Below are 12416 nucleotides of genomic sequence, written 5' to 3'. Positions count from 1 at the left end.
GGCACCATGCCGCTGACCAGAGACGAGGATATTGCGGAGCTGCTCCGCTCCACCCGCACGATCGCGATGATCGGCGCGTCGGACCGACCCGACCGGCCGAGCTATGGCGTTATGAAGTTCCTCCAAAGCCATGGCTACCGCGTGTTGCCGGTCAACCCGCAGATCACCGGCGAGCATGTCCACGGCGAATATGTGTGGCGCGAGCTCAGCCAGATCGGCGAGCCGATCGACATGGTCGACATCTTCCGCCGCCCCCAGGCCGCGGGCGAAGCGGTCGACGAGGCGATCGCCGCCGGCGCGAAATCGGTCTGGCTGCAGATCGGCGTCATCAACCACGAGGCCGCCGCCCGCGCCGAAGCCGCCGGCCTCAAGGTGGTGATGGATCGCTGCCCGAAGATCGATATCCCCCGGTTCGGCATCCCCAGGATCAGTCAGACCGGATAAAACGTGACAGCGATTGCCGGTTTCTGGAGCTTCGGAGCCGAGGACACGGCGGCTTCCTGCGAGCGCATGCTGCGGTCCCAGGCGATCTATGGCACGCACGGAACCTCGGTCTGGAAAGGCGGCGAAATCTCGATCGGCCGCGCTTTGCATCGCAGCCTACCCGAGGACAGCTACGATCGCGGGCCGCAGACCGGCGGCAGCGGCCTCGCTCTCGTAGCAGACGTGCGCCTCGACAATCGGGACGAACTCGTGGCCCTGCTCGGCCTCGCCGACGCTCGCGCTCAGCCTGACGCGGCCATCCTGCTGCGGGCGCTCGAACAGTGGGGCGAGGATGCGGTCGAGCGGCTCAACGGCGACTTCGCCTTCGCACTCTGGGATCCGAACAGGCGGCGGCTGACGCTGGCGCGCGACTATCTCGGTCAGCGTCCGCTCCACTACCACCAGGGCCGCGACCTCTTCGCCTTCGCCTCGATGGCCAAGGGGCTGCACGCCCTCCCCGACATCCCTTATGCGCCGGACATCGAGATCGCGACCAACTTCGTCGCCCTCATGCCGGAGACCGGCTCCCGCACCTTCTTCGCCGGCATCCACAAGGTCGAGGCGGGCCAGATCGTCACAGTCACGCCAGAAGGGGTCACCTCGCGCAAATATTGGCGCCCGAACCTCGAGCCGCTGACGCTGAAGAACGATCAGGAATATGCCGAAGCCCTGCGGGCGCAGCTGGACCGCGCCGTCCGCGTCCGCCTCCGAGGCGCCGAGAACCGCGTCGCGTCGACGCTGAGCGGCGGACTGGACAGCTCGGCTGTTACCGCAACCGCCGCCCGTCTCGTGGATAGCAACGCAAAGGTGATCGCGTTCACGTCGGTGCCGCGGGAGGATTACGAGCTGCCGAGCCTTCGGGGGAGCTTCGGCGACGAACGTGCCCATGCCGCCGCGGTGGCCGCGCTTTACGACAATATCGAGCATGTGCTCGTGCCGGCCGGCGGCCTCAATCCGCTTACCCAGCTCGACCGCAACTTCTTCCTCAACGAGCGGCCGGTCCTGAACATCTGCAACCAGAGCTGGTATCACGCCATCCTCGACGGCGCGAGGCAGCGTGGTTGCCCGGTGCTACTGATCGGATCGCTCGGCAATATGAGCTTCAGCTACCAGGGCATGGACCTGCTCACCCAGCTGCTCGCCCGCGGTCGGCTGATCCGCTTCTCGCGCGAGGCGCTGGCCCTGCGCCGCAACGGGACTAGGCTCGGCACGATCGCCTCACAGAGCCTGGGCCCCTATCTTCCCGAGCGCCTCTGGACGCTGATCGGACGCATTCGCGGCCGCGGCCGCTCACTGACCGATTACAGCGCGATCCGGCCTGACATCGTGACGGAGGTCCGCAGTCGGGCAGCGGAGCGCGGCCTCGACACCAGCTACCGCCCGTGGCGGAGCGGCGTTGCGGCGCGCCTGTGGTCGATCGGCCGGGTCGACCGCGGCAATTACAATAAGGGCGTGCTTGGCGGCTGGGGCATCGACGTGCGCGATCCCACCGCCGACCGTGAGCTGATGGAATTCTGCCTTCGCGTGCCGTCCGAGCAATATCTTGCCAAGGGCACGCAGCGCGCCCTCGCCCGCCGCGCGCTTGCCGACCGGCTGCCCCCGATCGTGACCGAGGAGCGGCGTAAGGGGTATCAGGCGGTCGACTGGCACGAGGGCCTGACCGCCGCCCGCGAAGAGCTGCGCGAGGAAGTCGGCCGCATAGCCAGCGCGGGCCCGGCGCTAGAGGCGCTGGACGCGGGCAAGATGCAGGCGCTGATCGACGATTGGCCGGAAGGCGGCTGGCACAAGCCGGAGGTCTTCCAGCCCTACCGCCTGGCGCTTCTCCGCGGGGTTTCGGCGGGCCACTTCATTCGCAAGGCCGCCCAGTCTAACCAGTGATCAGACGACGGCGAGGGCACGTTCCCTGAGCCGCTCCGCCGCCGCGTCGTGAATCCCCGGCGTCGACACCAGCACCCCGAAGGCCTCGGCCGAGGCGGTGTTGAAGGCCAACGGCTGGCCGAGCACGCCCGCCACCGCCGCTCCCGCCTCCCGCGCGATGAGAGCTGCGGCGGCGATGTCCCATTCATAACCCCAGCGCAACGTGGCGACGAGGTCCGCCTCGCCCGCCGCGACCAGCGCAATACGGAGTGCAATCGAATTCGGCTTGGCGATCGCGACGAGGTCGCTGTCGGCGTTGGGAAGCTGGTCCGCGGGGACACGGGCGCCGCTGAACTCCGTACGCTGGCTGACCCGCAGCCGCCCGCCATTGCGCCAGGCGCCCCTGCCCTTCTGCGCGCTCCAATGCTCGCCCCGGCCCGGCGCGTCGAGCACGCCGATGATCGGCACCCGGTCCTCGACCAGGGCCACCGATACGCACCAGCCGTTGCGGCCGCGCAGATAGTCTCGCGTCCCGTCGATCGGGTCGACGACCCAGACCCGCCGCCGCTCGATCCGATCGGATTGGTCCAGCGTCTCCTCGGACAGCCACCCGGCGTCCGGATCGAGCCGGCTCAGATGATCGCGCAGGAACGCATCGACCTCCAGGTCGATGTCGCACACCGGATGTCCCGGCACCTTCTCCCAGCGTCTGAACTCTCCGCCCTGCTTGGCGTGGGCGATCTTCCCGGCTTCGGCGGCAATCCTCGATACGTCTTCAAGCACCAGCGACAGTCATTCCTTCGATCCGCAGAGTTGGAACATTGACCGCGCGGCGATGTTCCAGGTCGTCCGCAGCCGCTAACATGCGGAACATGTCCAGGAGGTTTCCTGCGATCGTGATCTCCGCGACTGGCGCGGCGATCTCGCCATCCTCGATGATGAAGCCCGACGCGCCGCGGCTATAGTCGCCGGTGACCGGATTGACGCCCTGCCCGATCAGCTCGGTGACGTAGAGCCCGCGCTTCACGTCGCTCATCAATTCGGACTTGCTGATGCTCCCCGGCAGCAGGTCGACATTGGTCGCCCCCGCCCCGGGACTGCCGCCGACGCCGCGGCTGGCATGGCCGGTCGGCTGCAGCCCCAGCTGCCGCGCCGAAGCGCTGTCGAGCAGCCAGCCCGTCAGCCGGCCATCCTCTATGAGGTTGCTCGCGCGCGTCGGCAGACCTTCGCCGTCGAACGGCTTGGAGCGAAGGGCACGCGGCCGGTGGGGATCATCGCGGATCGTGATTCCGGAAGCGAAGACCTGTTCCCCTTCCTTGCCGAGCAGGAAGCTGGTCCGCCGCGTGATCGCCGATCCGGTGATCGCGCTGATGAGGTGCCCGATCAGGCTCGAGCCGATGCGCGGATCGAACACCACCGGCATGGTTCCGCTGGCGAGCCTCGCCGGGCTCAGCCTGGCCACCGTTCGCTCGGCGGCGAGACGGCCGAGTGTCTCCGGATCGTCGAGCTCGGCATAATGGCGGACGCTGTGGCTGGCATAATCGCGCTGCATGGAGCTGCCCGTGCCGGCGATCACGCTTGCCGAGCCCGAATAGCCCGTGGTCGAGTAGCCGCGGCAAAAGCCGGCGCTGGTCGCGAGCGCGATCACGGAGCGGCCCGCGCTCACCCCGGCGCCCTCGCTGTTGGTGACACCGTCCACCGCACGCGCCGCATCCTCGGTCGCCAACGCGCGCTGCTTCAGTTCGGCGGGCGAGGGATCGGCGCCGTCGTCGCCCTCCACGTCCGGACCGGCGCCGCGCAGCAACAGTTCTTCAGGCGCTAGGCCGGCATAAGGGTCTTCCGGCGCCTCCCGCGCCATCGCTGCCGCGCGTTCGACGAGAGCAGCCAGCGCCTCGTCAGACAGGTCCGACGAAGAGACGCTCGCGGAGCGGCGGCCGACGAACAGGCGGAGGCCCATCTCCTCGCCTTCCGAGCGCTCGACATCCTCGAGTGCACCCAGCCGCACCTGCACGCCGGTGGAGGCATCGCCGGCATAGAGTGCGTCGGCGGCGTCCGCGCCGGCCTTCCTCGCCATTTCGATGAGCGACGCGGCCTTCGCCTCGGCTGCTTTCACTGTGAGCATCGGCAGCGCTTAAGGGGGGCAGCCGCAAAAGAGAAGGCCTAGCTGGTGCCTACGACAAGGCAGGCAAGGAACATCAGCAGGCCCGCCAAACGGTTCGAGCGAAACTTGGCGAGCGCATCCGCGCCGTCGTCCGGCTTGAGGGCCGCGACCTGCCAAATGAGGTGGAGCGCCATCGGCAGCAATGCGGCGAGCCCGAGCCAGTCCGCCCGCTCCTGCCAGATCGCCGCCGCCCAGAGCGCCAGCGCGATCAGATAGAAGGCGAGCACGCCCGGCTTCACCTTCGATCCCAAGGCGCGGGCGGACGATTTTACGCCGACCAAGGCGTCGTCCTCCCGATCCTGGAGGGCGTAGATGGTGTCGTAGCCGATGACCCAGGCGACCGAGCCTCCCCACAGCAGCAGAGCCGTCAGCTCCAGCTCCCCCGTCACAGCCGGCCAGCCAACCAGGGCTCCCCAGGAGAAGACAATGCCGAGCCATGCCTGCGGCCACCAGGTGATCCGCTTCATGAACGGGTAGGCGGCGACGGGCGCAAGGCTGGCAAGTGCGACGATCTGCGCCGTCGGGCGAAGCTGGAGCAGCACGATCAGGCCAATCAGGCTCAGCCCCACGAGCAACGCCCATGCGCCAGAGAGCGGCGCGCGGCCGCTGGCGAGCGGCCTCAGGCGCGTCCGCTCGACCTGCTTGTCAAGGTCGCGATCGACGATATCGTTATAGACGCAGCCCGCGCTCCGCATCGCGAAGGCGCCGAGGCCCAACCAGAGGATGAGAGCCGGCCCCTCAGAACCCATACCGGCCAGCGCGACGCTCCACGCGCACGGCCAGAAGAGCAGCCACGCCCCGATCGGCCGGTCGAGCCGCATGAGCGAGGCATAAGGCCGCAGCGCTCCGGGGAGCGCACCGATCAGCCCGCGCCGCTCGCTGTCCGGGACGATATCCATTTGCTCGACCATGGGCTCCCCTACCCGTTCGCTTCGAGCGAAGTCGAGAAGCGCCTGAGCGCGGGGCATGTCTCGACTTCGCTCGACACGAACGGCTAGTGGGCGAGGATGCCCGCTACCCCTGCCTGGCCGCCCGCCAGCCTTCCCCGCCTCTATGTCGAGGAGACGCTTTCCGACGGCTCGTCGCTGATCTTGGAAGGAGCGCAGGCCAATTACCTAGCGAACGTGCTGCGCCTCGGCCCGAATGCGCAGGTGAAGCTGTTCGACAACCGCACCGGGGAATGGCTCGGCCAGATTGTCGAAGCGGGAAGAAAGCGCGTCGCCCTCCGGATCGTTCGCCATCTCCGCCCGCGCGAGCCGGTGCCCGACCTCTGGCTGCTCTTTGCGCCGATCAAGCGAGGCCGGATCGACTGGCTGGTCGAAAAGGCGACCGAGCTCGGCGTGGCACGCCTCGTCCCTGTGATCACAAGTCGCACGATCGTCGATCGGGTCAAGGACGAGCGCCTTCTCGCGCACGCCATCGAAGCCGCCGAGCAATGCGACCGCACTGCTCTTCCCGAATTGGCCGAGCCGCAGAAGCTCGAGAGCTTGCTCAAATCCTGGCCTGCCGAGCGCACTCTCCTGTTCGCCGACGAGGCTGGCGGCGCGCCTATGATCGAAGCGGCATCATCCGGACCCGCGGCCATTTTGATCGGTCCTGAAGGCGGCTTCACCGATGCGGAGCGGGCGCTGATCCGCTCCGTGTCGCAGGCAAAGGCCGTTTCGCTCGGCCCTCGCATCCTGCGTGCGGATACCGCCGCTATCGCTGCGCTTTCGCTGTGGATGGCGGCAGCCGGCGATTGGGGTCTCCACTCCACTCGGTAGCCCTCTGAAACCGACTGGCAGCGCTTCCGCCACCTCGCTATTGCGCGCGCGATGACGACCCGGACCGACACAGCCCGCTTCGATCCCCCAATTGAGAGCCGGGACGATCTCCTGCGCCCGTTCGCGGGGGGAGAGAAGCCGAAGGACAGGTGGCGGATCGGGACCGAGCACGAGAAATTCGTCTTTCGCCTCGCCGATCATAGGGCCCCGAGCTATGACGAGCCCGGCGGCATCCGCGACCTGCTCATGGGCCTCACCGACTATGGCTGGCAGCCGGTCGTCGAGAACGGCAACGTCATCGCTCTCTCCGGCCCGGACGGCAATGTCAGCCTCGAGCCGGCCGGCCAGCTCGAGCTTTCCGGCGCTCCGCTCGAGCATCTCCATCTGACCTGCGCCGAGGCCGGGCGACATCTCGAACAGGTCAAGGCGGTCGGCGACCGGCTCGGCCTCGGCTTTCTCGGGCTCGGCATGTGGCCGGACAAGAAGCGCGAGGACCTGCCGGTGATGCCGAAGGGCCGCTACGCGATCATGCTCCGCCACATGCCAAGGGTCGGCACGCTGGGCCTCGACATGATGCTGCGCACCTGCACCATCCAGGTGAACCTCGATTACGCCTCCGAAGCGGACATGGCGCAGAAATTCCGCGTCGGCCTCGCGCTCCAGCCGCTCGCCACCGCTCTCTTCGCCAGCTCACCCTTCACCGAGGGGCGGCCGAACGGCTATCTGTCCTATCGCAGCCACATCTGGTCGGACACCGACCCCGCCCGCACCGGCATGCTCCCCTTCGTGTTCGAGGAAGGCTTCGGCTACGAACGCTATGTCGACTACGCCCTCGACGTGCCGATGTATTTCGTCTTCCGCGACGGCAAATATATCGACGCGGCTGGCATGTCGTTCCGCTCCTTCATGGAGGGCCGCCTACCCGCTCTCCCCGGCGAGAAGCCGCTCCTGTCCGACTGGAACGATCATCTCTCGACCGCCTTTCCGGAAGTGCGGCTCAAGAGCTTCCTCGAGATGCGCGGCGCGGACGGCGGCCGCTGGAGCCGTATCTGCGCGCTTCCCGCGCTGTGGGTCGGCCTGCTCTACGACCAGACCGCGCTCGACGCCGCTTGGGACGAGGTCAAGCACTGGACGCTGGAAGAGCGCCAGCATCTCCGTGACAGCGTGCCGAAGCTCGCCCTCAAGGCGGAGGTTCCGGGCGGCGAGACGCTGCAGCAGCTCGGCGCCCGCATTCTCGCCATTGCCGAAGCCGGTCTCAATGCCCGCGCCGCCACCAACCTAGCCGGCGACAATGAGAGCGGCTTCCTCGATCCGTTGCGCGACATCCTCGCCCGCGGCTCATCGCCTGCGGAGCTGCTGCTCGAGCGCTATCGCGGCGAATGGCAGGGCGATGTCAGCCATATCTATGACGAGATGAGCTTCTGACCGCTGCAATCCCGACACAGGTGGGATAAAATTTGCGGCCTCGGGAACTTTTTCATTTTCTAGCAAGGCGATCTCGTCATTAACCTCGTTCCATGACGCCGTTCGACACCGCCATCATCGAAAAAGTCTACACGCCGCTGACCGGCTGGGTGAACCAGCATTTCGGCGTCGATCAATGGCGTCTCGCGATCGAGTGCCTCAACGGCACCGTCGCCTTCTATCTGGCCGGCGTCGCCCTCACGATCGCGTCGAAGGGCATGAACGACGGCATCTTCATCGACCTGCTCGCCGCTGCGCTGTGGCTGCTGGTGATGGATCTGATCCGCCGCGCGGCATACCGCCAAGCCTCTTCCTCGCTCGGGCGGCAGACCGCCCGCATGCGCGAGTCGATCTTCCGGCACATCCTGGTCGGCCTACTCCCGCTCAGCGTCTATTATTGCGAGGGGCTGGACAATCTCTGCCACACGATCAGCCTCTGCTTCTTCATCTCGCATCTCTATTTCAAGAGCTGCGACACGCCGCCGCCGCAGCGCCGCACACAGCTCGCTTACAGCCGCGCCCGTTGAACCGGGCGGCGCGTCCCGCCCATTCCACCGCAATTTCCGGAACATCCCGCCCGCTTGAGCGTCTTTCCGTTCAGACCGCAGCCGAAACAGCTCGGTTTGTGGAGTAACAGGAGAAACGCCATGGGTCTGATCATTGCACTGGTCGTGGGCGGCATTATCGGCTGGCTGGCCAGCATTGTCATGCGCACGGACGCCCAGCAGGGCATCCTTTTGAATATCGTCGTCGGCATCGTCGGCTCGCTCTTGGGCGGCCTGCTGCTCAGCCCGCTGATCGGCGGCGGCAACCTCTTGAGCGGCTCGCTCGATTTCCGCACGCTGCTCGTCGCGCTGCTCGGTGCGATCATCCTGCTCGCGATCGTCAACCTCTTCCGCCGCGGCCGTGTGCGGTAAGCAGTTCAGGCTTTCGCTTCGAGAAGCCTCGGCGGAAACGCCGGGGCTTCTTTCGTTTCAGGCCTGCTCGTCTCGCGCCAGCCATTCCTCCAACCACTTGATCGTATAGTCGCCGGCGCGGAATTCCGGGTCCTCGATCAGCTTCTGGTGGAGGGGGATCGTGGTCTTCATGCCGTCGATCACATATTCCTCGAGCGCACGCTTGAGGCGCATGATGCAGCGCTCACGAGTGGTGCCGTAGACGATCAGCTTGGCGATCATGCTGTCGTAATAAGGCGGCACCTTATAGCCGCCGTAGAGGCCGCTATCGACGCGGACATGCATCCCGCCGGGGGCGACATAGTTCTTCACCGTGCCGGGAGACGGCGCGAAGGTCTTCGGGTCCTCGGCGTTGATGCGGCACTCGATGGCATGCCCGCGAAATTCGATCTGGTCCTGCTCGCAGCTGAGGCCCTCGCCGCAGGCAATGCGGATCTGCTCGCGCACCAGATCGATGCCGGTGATCATCTCGGTCACCGGATGCTCGACCTGCAGCCGGGTGTTCATCTCGATGAAGTAGAATTCGCCATTCTCGTAGAGGAACTCGATCGTGCCGGCACCGCGATAGCCCATGCCGGCCATCGCCTTGACGACGATCGCGCCCATCCGCTCGCGCTCTTCTGCGGTGATGACGGGCGAGGGCGCCTCCTCGAGCACTTTCTGGTGGCGGCGCTGGAGCGAGCAGTCACGCTCGCCGAGATGCACGGCCTTGCCGTTGCCGTCGCCGAACACCTGAAACTCGATGTGCCTCGGATTGCCGAGATACTTCTCCATATAGACGGTGTCGTCGCCGAACGCGTTCTTCGCCTCCGAGCGCGCCTGCATGATCTGGCTCTCGAGCTCGTCCTCGGAGCGCACAACCTTCATGCCGCGGCCGCCGCCGCCCGAAGCGGCCTTGATCAGGACGGGATAGCCGGTCTCCTTCGCGACCGCCCTCGCCTCCTCTACCCCTTCGACCGGTCCATCCGAGCCGGGGACGAGCGGCAGGCCGAGCTTGGCGGCAGTGCGCTTTGCCTCGACCTTGTCGCCCATCGTGCGGATATGCTCTGGCTTGGGGCCGATCCAGATGATGTTGTGGAGCTCGACGATCTCGGCGAAGCGGGCATTCTCGGAGAGGAAGCCGTAGCCCGGGTGGATCGCGTCCGCATGGGCGATCTCGGCGGCCGAGATGATGTTGGGGATGTTGAGATAGCTCTCCGCCGCCGGCGGCGGGCCGATGCAGATCGCTTCGTCAGCGAGGCGGACGTGCATCGCGTCGGTGTCGGCGGTCGAGTGCACCGCGACGGTCTTGATGCCCATTTCATGGCAGGCGCGGTGGATGCGGAGCGCGATCTCGCCGCGATTGGCGATCAGGACTTTCTTGATCGACATGCCGCCTTACTCGACAATGACGAGCGGCTGATCGAACTCGACGGGCTGGGCGTCCTGGACCAGGATCTGCTTGACCGTGCCGGCGCGGGGGGCGGTGATCGGATTCATCACCTTCATCGCCTCGACGATCAGCAAAGTATCGCCGGCACTGACCTTGGCGCCGGGCTGGACGAACGGCTTCGCGCCCGGCTGCCCCGCCAGATAGACCGTGCCGACCATAGGAGATTTCACCGCGCCCGGATGATCTCCCGCGGGCGCCTCGGCGGCCGAGCTCGGGGCGGCAGCAGGAGCGGCCGGCGCGGCATGATAGACAGGCGCCGGCGCGGCAGGCCCCGGTGCGGCGAGCTTGCGCTTTACGACGATACGCCGGGCGCCGTCCTGCACTTCGATCTCGGAAAGATCGCTCTCGTTCAGCATCTGCGCGAGCTGCCGCACCAGGTCGGTATCGACCTGCAGCGCACCCTCGGCGTCGCTTTTCTCATTGTTCATAGAACCAATTCCCTGTTGGGCGGGGCTCTGTCAGAGACGAGCGGCGGCGTCCAGCGCAAGCTGATAGCCGAGCGGGCCGAAGCCGGTGACGGAGCCCCGCGCGGCCGCGGCGACATAGGAACGGCGGCGAAAGGGTTCGCGTGCCTGCGGATTGGAGAGATGGACCTCGATCACGGGGGTCGTGATCGCCTTTACTGCATCGTGGAGCGCAACCGACGTGTGGGTGAGGCCGCCTGCATTGAGGATCACCGCCTTCGCCCCCGCCGCCTGCGCCTCATGCAGCCAGTCGATCAAATGCCCCTCATGATTGGACTGGCGGACGTCGACCCGCAGGCCGAGCTCGCGCGCGCGCTCGTCGAGCGCGGCGGCAATGTCATTGAGCGTATCGGAACCGTAGATCTCAGGTTCACGGGTGCCGAGCAGGTTGAGATTGGGTCCGTTGAGGACGAAGATCAGAGGTTGCGCCGCCATGGCTGCCCTTGCTGCGAAAGGGCGTCCTATATGGCGGCCGGGTCTCGGCGGAAAGCCTCAGCTCTTCGGCGGCCCCTGGACTTCCTTCTCCGCACGACGGACGCCATCGAGCGCCTGCGGCTGAGCCGGCTTCGCCTCGGCAGGCTTGGCGACTGAAGCAGCACTGGCGACGCCGATCGCCTTCGCGCTGCCGACGCCGAGCGCCTTGGCAGCCTCGCCGACGGGCTTGCCGAGCGGCTGCGCGGCCTTGGCCACGCCGCTCATCGCCCAGACGTGAGTGGAAGAATAGGCCTTGTCGGCGCTGCGGGCCTGCGAAGCGAGCAGCGACTTCACCGCGGCGCCCGGCATCGGCTCGTAGCGGCGCAGGACCGCGCGCTGGAAGCTGTCGGCGCTGCTCGGCGGGAGAGCGGTGCCGTCCGGCGCCTTCTCGGCCGCCGCCAGCTGCTCCGGAGTCATGTCCTCGGGCTTCAGCTCGGCCGCCATCTCCACCGCCGCCGCCGACTTGCGGCCAAGGGCACTCACGTCGGGCTCCGAGCCGGCATAGCGACTGGTGAAGGCGGGCCCGCGACCCCATCCCCCGGTCCAGCGATAGAAGATGTGGGTGCCGACATTGGCAACCTTCGCCAGGCTGGAGCTCCAGTACGGAACGACCCAGTTGGTGTGATAATGGGTCGCCCAACCGACCGGCGCGAACACCTTGCCGGCGAGTGCTTCCTGCGCGATCGCGCGGGCGCGCTGCCAATAGGGCGCCATCGGCGCGCGGGCGAGCGAGCCGTCGCAGGTGAAGGTGAACTGGCAACCGGTCGCCCGCTGCGAACCCTGATAGACGACGCCGCAGACGCTGTTCGGATAGGCGGGGTGGCGGACGCGGTTCAGCACGACCTGGGCGACCGCGCGCTTGCCGTCGTCCGGCTCGGTCGCGGCCTCATAGTAGATCGCCTGCGTGAGGCAGTCGACGGAGCGCATCCGGTCGATATCGCTTGCCGCAAGTAGCTTGAAGGACTTGGCGGCGGGGTTGGGGCCGTCCACGATCGGCACCGAGGCGTTGATCGCGAGCGCATCCTGCGGCGCCACGTCAGAGCGGAACTGAAGGGGATCGACTGCGGGAGCGAGCTTGGCGACCTCGCCGGTGAGGTTCGGCGTGACGCGGGCAACGGCGCGGCCCTGCGTCACGTTCAGGCCCATCAGGCTGATCCCCGCGAACAGGTTCAGTGCGAGGACGGTGAACAGCACGATCGAAGTGATTCCGTGCTTGCGCGCGAAGTTCGGCAAGGCTGGCATCCGCAAGGTGTCAGTCGTCATCAAATACTCCGAAAATCGGCCGCGCCCCATAAGCCGGTGCGGTTTTTCTGACAACCGTACGTCGGTCTACCGGTTGTCCTGGAAAGCTGGTCCGAGCCG

Annotated in this window: 13 protein-coding genes; 6 read left to right on the top strand and 7 right to left on the bottom strand. The window is 66.9% G+C overall.

Annotated features, from left to right (window positions below; genetic code table 11):
- Nucleotides 1-6 precede the first annotated feature (6 nt).
- Entirely contained in the window at nucleotides 7-444 is a 438-nt protein-coding gene (locus tag AC5JBD_RS08900) for a CoA-binding protein (RefSeq protein ID WP_495721439.1), read from the top strand.
- Nucleotides 445-447: 3 nt separating this feature from the next.
- The gene (locus AC5JBD_RS08895) at nucleotides 448-2361 is read left to right on the top strand and encodes an asparagine synthase-related protein (RefSeq protein ID WP_495721438.1); all 1914 of its coding nucleotides are present in this window, start codon (nucleotides 448-450) and stop codon (nucleotides 2359-2361) included.
- Here the strand turns inward: AC5JBD_RS08895 and AC5JBD_RS08890 are convergent, their stop codons facing one another.
- The 3 genes from AC5JBD_RS08890 to ubiA are packed head-to-tail and all read right to left on the bottom strand — an operon-like array spanning nucleotide 2362 to nucleotide 5412.
- Nucleotides 2362-3123 carry a 3'(2'),5'-bisphosphate nucleotidase CysQ gene (locus AC5JBD_RS08890; RefSeq protein WP_495721437.1) on the bottom strand — a complete coding sequence of 254 codons (762 nt, stop codon included), beginning with the start codon at nucleotides 3121-3123 and terminating at the stop codon, nucleotides 2362-2364. It lies immediately after the preceding gene.
- Entirely contained in the window at nucleotides 3116-4462 is a 1347-nt protein-coding gene (locus AC5JBD_RS08885; RefSeq protein ID WP_495721436.1) for a TldD/PmbA family protein, read from the bottom strand. The genes AC5JBD_RS08890 and AC5JBD_RS08885 overlap by 8 nt, the downstream gene beginning before the upstream one ends.
- Nucleotides 4463-4500: 38 nt before the next feature.
- Nucleotides 4501-5412 carry a 4-hydroxybenzoate octaprenyltransferase gene (ubiA, locus tag AC5JBD_RS08880; RefSeq protein ID WP_495721435.1) on the bottom strand — a complete coding sequence of 304 codons (912 nt, stop codon included), beginning with the start codon at nucleotides 5410-5412 and terminating at the stop codon, nucleotides 4501-4503.
- Between the two features lie 96 nt (nucleotides 5413-5508).
- On the opposite strand from ubiA, the gene AC5JBD_RS08875 reads away from it, so the two are divergent.
- The 4 genes from AC5JBD_RS08875 to AC5JBD_RS08860 all read left to right on the top strand — a co-directional run bounded on the left by AC5JBD_RS08875 (nucleotide 5509) and on the right by AC5JBD_RS08860 (nucleotide 8645).
- The gene (locus tag AC5JBD_RS08875) at nucleotides 5509-6264 is read left to right on the top strand and encodes a 16S rRNA (uracil(1498)-N(3))-methyltransferase (protein ID WP_495721434.1); all 756 of its coding nucleotides are present in this window, start codon (nucleotides 5509-5511) and stop codon (nucleotides 6262-6264) included.
- A 51-nt stretch (nucleotides 6265-6315) separates the two neighbouring features.
- Nucleotides 6316-7689, top strand: coding sequence for a glutamate--cysteine ligase (locus AC5JBD_RS08870; protein ID WP_495721433.1), 1374 nt, complete (start codon nucleotides 6316-6318; stop codon nucleotides 7687-7689).
- 92 nt (nucleotides 7690-7781) lie between these two features.
- A complete protein-coding gene (locus tag AC5JBD_RS08865; protein WP_495721432.1) occupies nucleotides 7782-8255 on the top strand; it encodes a hypothetical protein in 474 nt (157 codons plus the stop codon).
- Nucleotides 8256-8375: 120 nt separating this feature from the next.
- Nucleotides 8376-8645 carry a GlsB/YeaQ/YmgE family stress response membrane protein gene (locus tag AC5JBD_RS08860; RefSeq protein ID WP_495721431.1) on the top strand — a complete coding sequence of 90 codons (270 nt, stop codon included), beginning with the start codon at nucleotides 8376-8378 and terminating at the stop codon, nucleotides 8643-8645.
- Nucleotides 8646-8702: 57 nt separating this feature from the next.
- On the opposite strand, the gene accC is transcribed toward AC5JBD_RS08860, so the two are convergent.
- Genes accC through AC5JBD_RS08840 form a run of 4 tightly spaced genes read right to left on the bottom strand, consistent with a single transcriptional unit; the run spans nucleotide 8703 to nucleotide 12317 of the window.
- Nucleotides 8703-10055 (bottom strand): acetyl-CoA carboxylase biotin carboxylase subunit, encoded by a 1353-nt coding sequence (gene accC, locus AC5JBD_RS08855; protein WP_495721430.1) that lies wholly within the window; start codon nucleotides 10053-10055, stop codon nucleotides 8703-8705.
- Between the two features lie 6 nt (nucleotides 10056-10061).
- Nucleotides 10062-10544, bottom strand: coding sequence for an acetyl-CoA carboxylase biotin carboxyl carrier protein (accB, locus tag AC5JBD_RS08850; protein WP_495721429.1), 483 nt, complete (start codon nucleotides 10542-10544; stop codon nucleotides 10062-10064).
- Between the two features lie 30 nt (nucleotides 10545-10574).
- A complete protein-coding gene (gene aroQ / locus AC5JBD_RS08845) occupies nucleotides 10575-11015 on the bottom strand; it encodes a type II 3-dehydroquinate dehydratase (RefSeq protein ID WP_495721428.1) in 441 nt (146 codons plus the stop codon).
- Between the two features lie 57 nt (nucleotides 11016-11072).
- Nucleotides 11073-12317, bottom strand: coding sequence for a cell wall hydrolase (locus AC5JBD_RS08840; protein WP_495721427.1), 1245 nt, complete (start codon nucleotides 12315-12317; stop codon nucleotides 11073-11075).
- Nucleotides 12318-12416: the final 99 nt, after the last annotated feature.

Source organism: Allosphingosinicella sp. (genome assembly GCF_059502505.1).
The sequence above is the reverse complement of the archived record's forward strand: the minus strand, read 5'-3'. Positions and strand labels throughout refer to the sequence as shown.

Excerpts from the sequence above, each read along its gene's own strand:
- AC5JBD_RS08885 (WP_495721436.1), bottom strand. The coding sequence starts at position 4,462 with ATGCTCACAGTGAAAGCAGCCGAGGCGAAGGCCGCGTCGCTCATCGAA.
- AC5JBD_RS08900 (WP_495721439.1), top strand. The coding sequence starts at position 7 with ATGCCGCTGACCAGAGACGAGGATATTGCGGAGCTGCTCCGCTCCACC.
- accC (WP_495721430.1), bottom strand. The coding sequence starts at position 10,055 with ATGTCGATCAAGAAAGTCCTGATCGCCAATCGCGGCGAGATCGCGCTC.
- AC5JBD_RS08865 (WP_495721432.1), top strand. The coding sequence starts at position 7,782 with ATGACGCCGTTCGACACCGCCATCATCGAAAAAGTCTACACGCCGCTG.
- AC5JBD_RS08840 (WP_495721427.1), bottom strand. The coding sequence starts at position 12,317 with ATGACGACTGACACCTTGCGGATGCCAGCCTTGCCGAACTTCGCGCGC.
- AC5JBD_RS08875 (WP_495721434.1), top strand. The coding sequence starts at position 5,509 with ATGCCCGCTACCCCTGCCTGGCCGCCCGCCAGCCTTCCCCGCCTCTAT.
- AC5JBD_RS08860 (WP_495721431.1), top strand. The coding sequence starts at position 8,376 with ATGGGTCTGATCATTGCACTGGTCGTGGGCGGCATTATCGGCTGGCTG.
- aroQ (WP_495721428.1), bottom strand. The coding sequence starts at position 11,015 with ATGGCGGCGCAACCTCTGATCTTCGTCCTCAACGGACCCAATCTCAAC.
- accB (WP_495721429.1), bottom strand. The coding sequence starts at position 10,544 with ATGAACAATGAGAAAAGCGACGCCGAGGGTGCGCTGCAGGTCGATACC.
- AC5JBD_RS08870 (WP_495721433.1), top strand. The coding sequence starts at position 6,316 with ATGACGACCCGGACCGACACAGCCCGCTTCGATCCCCCAATTGAGAGC.
- ubiA (WP_495721435.1), bottom strand. The coding sequence starts at position 5,412 with ATGGTCGAGCAAATGGATATCGTCCCGGACAGCGAGCGGCGCGGGCTG.